Below are 9,303 nucleotides of genomic sequence, written 5' to 3'. Positions count from 1 at the left end.
GACGGGCTTTTTTTTGTGGTGTGTGTGTGGGGGGGGGGGGGTGGGGGGGGGGGGGGGGTAGGCGCAAGGCGAACACACGAACCAAGGAAGAAGAGGGGAGGCTTCCCTTTCGGGTCCCCCCCCTCGTCGCTCGGGTCGTTCAGATCGTTCGGGTCAGGACGCCGCGACGCAGCGGTAGTCGGCGCCGTCGGCCGGGTCGCCCTCGTAGCGGGTCACCAGCGGGTAGCGGCAGACCTCACGGGTCACGGTCCGGCCGTCACGCTCGGTGACGACGGCGGGCAGCGTCGCGGGGGCCTTCCCCTTCTCGACCCAGTCCACCAGGGTCACCAGCGGGTCCGTGCCGATGCCGCAGTGGTTCACGCCCGGGGGCAGGAACAGCCGGTAGAAGCTGTCGACCCGGGCGTTGCCGCCCATGACCCGGTTGACGTGCTCGCGGTAGTCGACCGTGCCCTGGGTGGGCACGAGCTGGTCGGCCTGACCGTGCCAGCTCAGCAGCTTGCCGCCGGAGCGGGCGAACGCGGACAGGTCCGGGTCGTCGCTGCCGATGACGGAGTGGAAGTCGCGCTGCGACTTCGCGAAGAGCTGCTCGAACTGCCGGTAGGTCAGGTGGGCGGTGTCGAGCTGCGGGTCCTTCGCGACGAAGTACTTGACCCACTGGTCGGCCACCACGAACGGCTGGCCGGGCGTGGCGAGCCAGTTGAACGCGGCGCCCTTGTTCGGGCCGTACCACAGCGGGTGGCCGGACCGGCTGACCGGACCCTGCCAGATCTTGCGGACGGCGTCCGCGAGGTCCGAGCTGATCGTGTAGGTCGCGCCGTCGCAGTCCACCTGGGTGCCGACCAGCTCACGCGGGTCCCACGCGCAGTCCTGCGGGTCGTCGATGATGCCGTCCCGCACGCCGTCGATCGTGTCGCACGCGTCGACCGCGGCGGTGTTGAACGCCTCGATCTCGCACGGTGCGGGGGCGACGTCCTCCTCGTTGAACACGACCTGCGGCCACAGCGTGGCCACGGCGAACCGGTCCCAGCTCACCGCGGGCGCGCCGGCCAGGATGCCCTGGAAGTCCGTCGGGTACTCCTGCGCCGCCACGTACCCCTGGCGGCCGCCCGTGGAGCAGCCGTTCCAGTACGAGTAGGTGGCCTTGGTGCCGTAGTACTGCTTGGTCACGGACTTGCCGACCACCGCGAGGTCGTGGACCGACCGGGACGCGAAGTTCTCCAGGAGGGGCGTGTTCACCCGCCCGTCCGACGTCAGCGCCCAGCCGCTGACGTCGGCCGGGGACTCGCCGATACCCGCGTCGGTGGCCGCCGCGGCGTATCCGTTCTTCACGGCCGCCACCAGGGTGGCGCCGAGGTCGCCGGCCAGGTAGGCGCTCCCACCGGTGGCCTGGAAGCGGCCCGACCAGTCGGCGCGGTCCTGCGGCAGCGAGACCTTGACTGTCTCGTGGTCGCCCGCGCGGCCGTGCGTGAGGGTCACCGTGATGTCGCACCGGGCGGGCACGTCGGGGATCGGGGCGGGCGTCTGGAGCGGCGGCGTCGCCTCGGGGAAGGTGACGGTCCCGGCAGGGAAGGCCTGGGCGGTCACGGACTCGACCCGGGCGCCGGGCGGCGCGGAGACGGTTACGGGGGCGCACGACGACGCGGGGTGGGCGTCCTCGGCAGGGCTGCTCGCCGGTGCCGCGAGCGGGAGGAGCCCCGCCGCCGACACGGACAGCGCCGCCGTGACCAGCATGACTAGCTTGTTCATGGTGCACAGCCTGGCCCGGCGGCACCCGGGGCCGCCCCAGGGAGACACCCTGGTGCGCCCCCGGGGCCGCGGCGCGAGGGTAGGGCCATGGACAGAAGAACATTCGTACGGACCGCCGGCCTGCTCGCCACCTCCGCCGCCGTGGGCGGGGCCGCCCTGCCCGAGGCGGCGGCCGCGGCCGCCACCGCCCCCGCCCGGCCCGCGCCGTCGTTCCCCGTGATCAAGCAGGTCCGGGCCGGCGAGCTCGACGTCGGGTACGCGGAGCTCGGGCCGGCCCGTGGCCGGCCGGTCGTCCTGCTGCACGGCTGGCCGTACGACATCCACGCCTACGCCGAGGTGGCACCCCTGCTCGCGGCCCGCGGCTACCGCGTGATCGTGCCGTACCTGCGGGGCCACGGCAGCACCACGTTCCTGTCCCCGGACACGTTCCGCAACGCCCAGCAGGTGGTGGTGGCGCGCGACGTCGTCGCGCTGCTGGACGCCCTGCACATCAAGCGCGCGCTGCTGGCCGGCTTCGACTGGGGCTCCCGCACCGCGGACATCGTCGCGGCCCTGTGGCCTGAGCGGGTCCGGGCGCTCGTGTCGGTGTCGGGCTACCTGATCACCAACCGCGCGGCGAACCAGACGCCCATCGAGCCCGCGCGGGAGTGGGCGTGGTGGTACCAGTACTACTTCGCCACCGAGCGGGGACGGCTGGGGCTGGAGGACGAGCACTACCGCAAGGAGCTGGCCCGCGTGGTGTGGAAGTCCAGCTCGCCCACCTGGGCTTTCGACGACGCCACCTTCGACCGGACCGCCGCCGCGTTCACCAACCCGGACTACGCCGCGATCGTGCTGCACAACTACCGCTGGCGCCTCGGCCTGGCCGAGGGCGACCCCCGGTTCGACGACGTCGAGGCCCGGCTGGCGGCGGGGCCGAGCATCGGCGTGCCCACCGTGACGATCGACGCCGAGCTCGACCCCTTCACCGCGCCCGGCAACGGGACGGCATACCGCGACAAGTTCGTGGGACCGTACGACCACCGGACGTTCCGCGGTGTCGGCCACGACGTGCCCCAGGAAGCGCCGGCCGAGTTCGCCCGCGCCGTGGTCGACGCCGACAGGCTCTGACCCCCTCGGGGGAGGGAGCGCCCCCGCCCGGTGTAACCTCCGCAGGGAGGTGCGTGTGCGGAGCGAGACGGTGCTGCGCGGCCGGCGGCGTGAGACGGACGCGCTCGACGAGCTGCTGCGAGAGGTCCGGGCCGGGCACAGCCGGGTGCTGGTGCTGCGGGGCGAGGCGGGGATCGGCAAGACGGCGTTGCTGGACCACCTGTCGGCGCGGGCGGGAAGCGCCCGGGTGGTCCGGACGGTCGGCGTCGAGCCGGAGTCGGAGATCGCCTACTCGGCGCTGCAGCAGCTCTGCGCGCCGCTCCTGGGCCACCTCGACGCGCTGCCCGAACCCCAGCGGGACACCCTCGCCACGGCCTTCGGCCTGAGCCCGGGCAGTCCGCCCGAGGCGCTGCTGGTCGGCCTCGCGGTGCTCGGGCTGTTCGCCGAGGCCGCGGCCGACCGGCCGCTGGTCTGCGTGGTGGACGACGTGCAGTGGGTCGACCGCATGTCGGAGGTGATCCTGACCTTCGTGGCCCGCCGCCTCCAAGCCGAGTCGGTCGCCCTGGTCCTCGCCCTGCGCAGCCCCGGCGACGAGCAGGTGCTTCCTGGTCTGCCCGAGCTGCGGGTCGGCGGGCTCCCGGACGCCGACGCCCGGGCGCTGCTCGACACCGCGCTGCCGGGGCCGGTCGACGACCACGTCCGGGCGCGGATCCTCGCCGAGACGCGCGGCAACCCGCTCGCGCTCCTGGAGCTGCCCCGCGACCTGACGCCGGCGGAGCTCGCGTTCGGGTTCGGCGCCCCGAGCCCGACGCCCGTCGCGGACCAGGTCGAGGACGGGTTCCAGCGGCGCGTCGCGGAGCTCCCGGCGGACACCCGGACGCTCCTGCTCACCGCCGCCGTCGAACCCGTGGGCGACGTGCCGCTGCTGTGGCGCGCCCTGGACCGGTTGGGCATCGCGCCGGACGCCGCCGTGGCGGCCGAGACCGCGGGGCTCGTCCGGATCGGCGCCCGCGTGCGGTTCCACCACCCGCTGGTGCGCTCCGCCTGCTGGCGCTCGGCCACGCCGGCCGAGCTGCGGGCGGCGCACCGCGCGCTCGCCGACGTGACCGACCCGGGCCAGGACCCCGACCGCCGCGCCTGGCACCGGGCGCACGCCGCGCTCGGGCCGGACGACGAGGTGGCCGGCGAGCTGGAGCGCACCGCCGACCGGGCGCTCGCGCGCGGCGGACGGTCCGCCGCGGCGGCGTTCCTGGAGCGTGCCGCGGAGCTGACCCAGGACCCGAAGCTCCGGGCCGGGCGCGTCCTGGCCGCCGCACGCGCCCGGTTCGCCTCCGGCGCCCTCGACGGGGTGCCCGGCCTGCTGTCGGCCGCGGAGCTGGGACCGCTCGACCCGCTGCAGCGCGCCGGGGCCGAGCGGCTGCGGGCCCAGGTCGCGTTCGCGCTCGACCGCGGACGGGGCGCCGTCGGACCCCTGCTGGAGGCCGCGCGCCGGCTGGACCAGCTCGACCCGGCGGCGGCCCGCGAGGCGCACCTCTGGGCGCTCGGCGCCGCCGTGCACGCGGGCCGGCTCGGCGACGGCGACGGCGGCGACGACGGCGGCAGCCTGCGGCGCGCGGCCGAGGCCGCGCGCGCCGTGCCGGCCGGGTCCGACGCGACCGGCCTCTTCCTCACCGGGCTCGCCGTGCGGTACACCGACGGGTACGGCCCGGCCGTGCCCCACCTGCGCGCCGCGCTCGCCGCGCCGACCGACGACGCCGCGGCGCTCCTGTGGCTGTCGGCCCCGGTGGCGCACGAGCTGTGGGACGACGCCGCCTGGTTCCGCCTCACCGAGCAGGCCCTCGCCGCCGCCCGCTCGACCGGCGCCCGCACGGTGCTGCCCACGGCCCTGACCTTCCGCGCCGGCGCGCTGGTGGCGGAGGCCCGGTTCGCCGAGGCGTCCGACCTGCTGCGCGAGGCCGAGTCGTTCGCGAACCTGCCCCCGCACCCGTCCGCGGCGCTCACGCTCGCCGCGCACCGGGGCGCCGAGGAGCCCGCGATGCGGCTGGTCGACGCGACTGTCCGCGAGGCCGAGGCGCGCGGCGAGGGCCGCTGGCTCGGCCTGGCGGGCTACGCCGAGGCCGTGCTGCACAACGGGCTCGGCCGCTACCCGGCCGCCCTGGACGCCGCGCGCCGCGCCGTCGCGTACGACGACCTCGCCCTGACCGGCTGGAGCCTCGGCGAGCTCGTCGAGGCCGCGGCGCGCGCCGGGGAGGCCGACGTGGCCGCCGAGGCCTGCGAGCGACTGGGGGAGCGCACCGCCGCCGCCGGGACGCCGTGGGCGCTGGGCGCGCAGGCGCTCGCGGACGCGCTGGCGGGTCCGCCGCCCGCCGCGGAGGACCGGTACCGCGAGGCGGTCGACCTGCTGGGCGGCACGCGGCTGACGGTTCTGACGGCCCGGGCCCGCCTGCTGTACGGCGAGTGGTTGCGCCGGGAGAACCGGCGGGCCGCGGCCCGGGAGCACCTGCGCGCCGCGCACGAGGTGTTCGCCGCGGCGGGCGCGGAGGGTTTCGCGGGACGGGCGAGCCGGGAGCTGGCGGCCACGGGGGAGACGGTCCGCAGGCGCAGCGCCGGGCCGGCGGACGGGCTGACGGCGCAGGAGGCGCAGATCGCGCGCCTCGCGGTGGCGGGCCGGACCAACCCGGAGATCGGCGCGGAGCTGTTCCTCAGCCCGCGCACCGTGGAGTGGCACCTGCGCAAGGTGTTCGGCAAGCTCGGGATCGGTTCGCGGCGCGAGCTGGCGGCAGCGCTGCGAGAGCGCTGAGCGTCAGCGCTCGAAGGGGTCCGCGACCTCGCCGTCGAGAACCGCGTCCTGGTCGGCGCGGAATGCCTTCAACGACATGTGCTGGTTCGCCTCGGACTCTCGCCTGGCGGCGGGCTCGACGTGGTGGTCACGCGGGTTGTCGTCTGGGTGAATCTCCACGAGATCGATGGTGCCACGAGGCGACGCCAGGCGGTGTCGGGGGCACTGAGTGACAATCGTTCAGGTGATCGGCCATGACACCTGGTCGCCGACCCGCTTCGCGCGCAACGGCGACGTCACCCTCGCCTACGACCGGTTCGGCACCGGCCACGGCACACCCCTGCTCCTGCTGATGGGGCTGGCCATGTCGCGGTTCTGGTGGCCCGACGGCCTGTGCCGCGCGCTGGCCGACGAGGGTTTCGACGTGGTCCGGTTCGACCAGCGCGACACCGGGGAGTCCACCCGGTTCGGCGCGAGCGAGCGGCGCGTCTCGTGGGCGTCGCTGTTCGGCGGCGGTTCGGTGCCCTATACGGCCGAGGACGTCGTGGACGACGCCGCCGCCGTGCTCGACGCCGTCGGGTGGGACCGCGCGGTGGCGCTGGGGCACTCCCAGGGCGGCGTCGTGGCGCAGCGGTTCGCCCTGCGGTACCCGGAGCGGACGCTCGGGCTCGTCTCGTGCGACGCGCCGCCGAGCGACGCCGCCGGGCTCACGGCGCTGCGGCACCTGCGGTACGGGCTGATCGCACGGCAGTCCACGGCCCGGCACCCGCGGACCCGGGAGGGCGACGTCGCGTCCGCGCTCGCCGTCGCCCGCGCCATGGCGTCGCCCGCGTACCCCGTCGACGAGGTAGCGGCCCGCGCTCGGATCGAGCGCGGTCTCGACTGCGGCCCGCGCGACATGCGGGCCATGGGCCGCCAGCTCCGTGCGGTGTGGCACGGGCCCCGGCTGCGCGAGGTGCGCACGCCGACGCTCGTCGTGCACGGCGCGGCCGACCCCCTGGTGCGGACGACGGCGGCCCGCGTCACGGCTCGCGCGATCCCAGGCGCCCGGCTCATGGTGCTCGACGACGTCGGGCACGACCTGCCGCCCGTCGTCTGGCCCACGCTGGCGCGGCAGGTCCGGGGGCTCGTGCCGGCCTGACCCGGCCCGGTCTAGCGCCGCTCCGGCATCGGGATCCACGTGTGCCAGGGGGTGACCCGGTCCACGTGCACGACGGCGTCGAACGCCCGGCGGGCGTCCACGAGCTGCAGCTCCGTGCCGTTGTGCGTGCCGCGCGTCGCGTCCAGGGCCGCGGCGGCCGCGCCGTCGGCGGGTCGCAGGTCCACGTAGTACGAGCCGAGCCCGGGCGCGGCGAGCGCCGCGTCCAGGCTCGTCGGGTCCGGCGCGCCGAGGTCCTGGGTGAACGGCGTCGAGTGCCCCGGGGCGTCGTCCGGCCCCGGGCGGTGCAGCCATGCCGTGCCGCCGCCGAACGTGGTGCCCAGCACCACCAGGTCGTCCCCGAGCCGGTCGGCGAGCTCGCGGCCCATCGTCGTCATCGGCTGCGGCACGAACGGCGGCGCGTGGAACGGCGTGCGCTGCACGTGGCCGTTCGCGGCCGCGACCACCACGCGGGGCTCGCGCTCCAGCACCCACTCCACCGTGTCCGCCATGGTCACGTCCCGGACGTTGCCCGGCGGGTAGGCGCGCGTCGCGCCCGCGGGCATCGCGGCGAGGAACGCGTCCGTCTGCCGGGCGACCCGCGCGGCGTGCTCCGCGAACGCCACCGCCCGCGGGTCGGCCCCGGCCTCCAGGTAGTCGATCCGGCAGGCCCGGACCCGCTCGGCCAGCTCTCCGACGAGCGCCGTCAGAGCCGCCCGCTCGGCGGCCGGCAGCGCGATGTACGCGTGCAGCGCGGGCGCCGCCTGGGCGATCCCCGACCGGTCGGCCGGGAGGTAGTCGAACAGCGGCAGCAGGTCCGCGAGCACGTGCGCCGCATACCCCGGGTCGACGTCGGCCAGGAAGGCCTCCACCGCCTCGACCGCCGGCCGGGCGCTGGCCGCCGAGTCCGGCACGTCCGCCCCGTAGAACCGCACGCCGCCGTCCGTGCGCAGCCAGGCCAGCAGGTCGAGCATCTCCTGGCACCGGCCCATGCTGTAGGTGACGCCGCGCTCCAGGACCTCGCGGACCGGTCGCGTGCTGCGGCCGGAGACCCAGTCGTCCACGAGCCGGGCCTCGGGGAAGCCGGACTCCATCACGTACGCGGTGAACCCGTGCCGCGCCAGGAACCGCAGGATCCGGTGCCGCACCAGGTACATCTCGTGGATCCGGTGCATCGACTCGCCGATCGCCACCACCCGCGCGTCGCCGACGATCTCCAGCAGCGGCAGCAGGTCGGCGTCGTCGTCGGCGTCCGGGTCCAGGGTGGCCAGCCGGCGCGCGTTCGCGCCCAGCCAGGCGGTCAGGTCGTCGCTCACTCCCGGAACGTAGCGCCTGCCCGACGTCGGAGGGCGGGCTGTGCGCTCAGGGCGCAATTGCCTCGGCCGCCCGGAGCGGCCCGGGATACCGTGCGAGGGCGCCGACCAGGGGGAGACGGGCATGACGATCACACCGGACGAGCTGCTGAGCGGCTGGCGCGGGCGCCGGTTCCTGCTCGAGTACGCGCGCCGCTCCGAGGAGCTCGCGACCGACCCTGACCAGCCGGAGGCGCCGTTCTCGTCGGCCGCGATGCTGGCCGGCTACGAGCTCGACCCGGGCCGGGGCAGCTCGGTCGTGCTGGTCAGCGTCGGAACCGGAAGCTGTGCCGCCGAGCCGGTGGAGGCCACACCCGCGTCCGTGGCGACCCTGCTCGACGGCGTCGCCCTGGCCGCGGTCGACCAGGAGACGGCGCTACGCACGCTTGCGCACGCGGTGACGGTCGCCCGCTACTGGCAGGAGCCCGACGGCGAGGACGTGCTCGCTGCCCTGCCGGTGGTGCGCGCCGCCCTGGAGCGCGTCGCGGCGCACGTCGCGGGCTCCGCGGACGCCGTCGGCTGGTGGAGCACCCCGGTCGACCGCACGGACCAGCACGCGGTGACCTGGGACGCGGACCGGACGCCCCCTGCCGGCACGGCGGCCGAGCGGCTCGACCGGTGGCGCACCGACGCCCTCAAGGAGGAGCGGGACGCCCGGAGGCAGCGGCCCGCCGACCCCACGGCGTCCTGGAGCGGCACGTGGTGGTCCGCCCCGCCGTGGCAGCTGACGCGCACCCTGCGCAGCCTCGACGGCCACGGCCCGGCGGGGCTCTGGCTGGTGGAGGACGACATGGGGTGGGAGCAGGGCGTGACCCACCGGGTCGACGTCCCCGCCGGCGCGCGGGTGTACGAGGTGGACGGCGCCGAGGCCTGGGCCGCGCTGTGCCGCGCGTACCCGCTGGAGGTGACGGCGCAGAAGCGGCACGACTGGTACCGCACCACCGGCCGGGACGGGTCCTGGGTGCAGCCCGACTGGGCGGCGGTCGCCGCCGACCACGACGCCGTGCACCTCACCGCCGCCGCCTACCTCGCGGCGGCGGGCACCGTGATCCCCGTCGGCGACGACACGGCGAGCGTCATCGCCGGGTGGAACCCCGACGAGGCCTGCTGGCTCGTCGACACGGTCCGGCCGGAGCCGGCGGGCAGGGCGTGGGTGCTGGACGACGACGACTGGGTGCCCGCGGCCGGGTAGCAGCGCG

The 9,303-nt window shown here is 76.2% G+C and carries 7 protein-coding genes; 4 read left to right on the top strand and 3 right to left on the bottom strand.

What is annotated here, in order from left to right; all coding sequences use genetic code 11:
- Positions 1-153: 153 nt before the first annotated feature.
- Positions 154-1,746: a tannase/feruloyl esterase family alpha/beta hydrolase gene (locus ACFV9Q_RS10575; protein ID WP_377234377.1), complete on the bottom strand. Its 1,593-nt coding sequence runs from the start codon at positions 1,744-1,746 to the stop codon at positions 154-156.
- Positions 1,747-1,833: 87 nt separating this feature from the next.
- On the opposite strand from ACFV9Q_RS10575, the gene ACFV9Q_RS10570 reads away from it, so the two are divergent.
- Positions 1,834-2,856, top strand: a complete 1,023-nt coding sequence (locus ACFV9Q_RS10570; RefSeq protein WP_377234376.1) for an alpha/beta fold hydrolase — start codon at positions 1,834-1,836, stop codon at positions 2,854-2,856.
- Between the two features lie 55 nt (positions 2,857-2,911).
- Positions 2,912-5,635: an AAA family ATPase gene (locus ACFV9Q_RS10565; RefSeq protein WP_377234375.1), complete on the top strand. Its 2,724-nt coding sequence runs from the start codon at positions 2,912-2,914 to the stop codon at positions 5,633-5,635.
- A gap of 3 nt (positions 5,636-5,638) precedes the next feature.
- Here the strand turns inward: ACFV9Q_RS10565 and ACFV9Q_RS10560 are convergent, their stop codons facing one another.
- A complete protein-coding gene (locus ACFV9Q_RS10560) occupies positions 5,639-5,794 on the bottom strand; it encodes a hypothetical protein (protein WP_377234374.1) in 156 nt (51 codons plus the stop codon).
- A 64-nt stretch (positions 5,795-5,858) separates the two neighbouring features.
- On the opposite strand from ACFV9Q_RS10560, the gene ACFV9Q_RS10555 reads away from it, so the two are divergent.
- On the top strand, positions 5,859-6,755 hold the full coding sequence (locus ACFV9Q_RS10555) for an alpha/beta fold hydrolase (RefSeq protein WP_377234373.1): 897 nt from the start codon (positions 5,859-5,861) through the stop codon (positions 6,753-6,755).
- Between the two features lie 11 nt (positions 6,756-6,766).
- Here the strand turns inward: ACFV9Q_RS10555 and ACFV9Q_RS10550 are convergent, their stop codons facing one another.
- The gene (locus tag ACFV9Q_RS10550; protein WP_377234372.1) at positions 6,767-8,068 is read right to left on the bottom strand and encodes an erythromycin esterase family protein; all 1,302 of its coding nucleotides are present in this window, start codon (positions 8,066-8,068) and stop codon (positions 6,767-6,769) included.
- A gap of 121 nt (positions 8,069-8,189) precedes the next feature.
- Here ACFV9Q_RS10550 and ACFV9Q_RS10545 point away from each other — a divergent pair, with 121 nt between their 5' ends.
- Positions 8,190-9,296 (top strand): hypothetical protein, encoded by a 1,107-nt coding sequence (locus ACFV9Q_RS10545; protein ID WP_377234371.1) that lies wholly within the window; start codon positions 8,190-8,192, stop codon positions 9,294-9,296.
- Positions 9,297-9,303 lie beyond the last annotated feature (7 nt).

The organism is Promicromonospora sp. NPDC059942 (genome assembly GCF_042731755.1).
Classification (GTDB): Bacteria; Actinomycetota; Actinomycetes; order Actinomycetales; family Cellulomonadaceae; genus Promicromonospora.
This window is presented reverse-complemented; position numbering and strand designations above follow the sequence as displayed.

Excerpts from the sequence above, each read along its gene's own strand:
- ACFV9Q_RS10570 (WP_377234376.1), top strand. The coding sequence starts at position 1,834 with ATGGACAGAAGAACATTCGTACGGACCGCCGGCCTGCTCGCCACCTCC.
- ACFV9Q_RS10575 (WP_377234377.1), bottom strand. The coding sequence starts at position 1,746 with ATGAACAAGCTAGTCATGCTGGTCACGGCGGCGCTGTCCGTGTCGGCG.
- ACFV9Q_RS10545 (WP_377234371.1), top strand. The coding sequence starts at position 8,190 with ATGACGATCACACCGGACGAGCTGCTGAGCGGCTGGCGCGGGCGCCGG.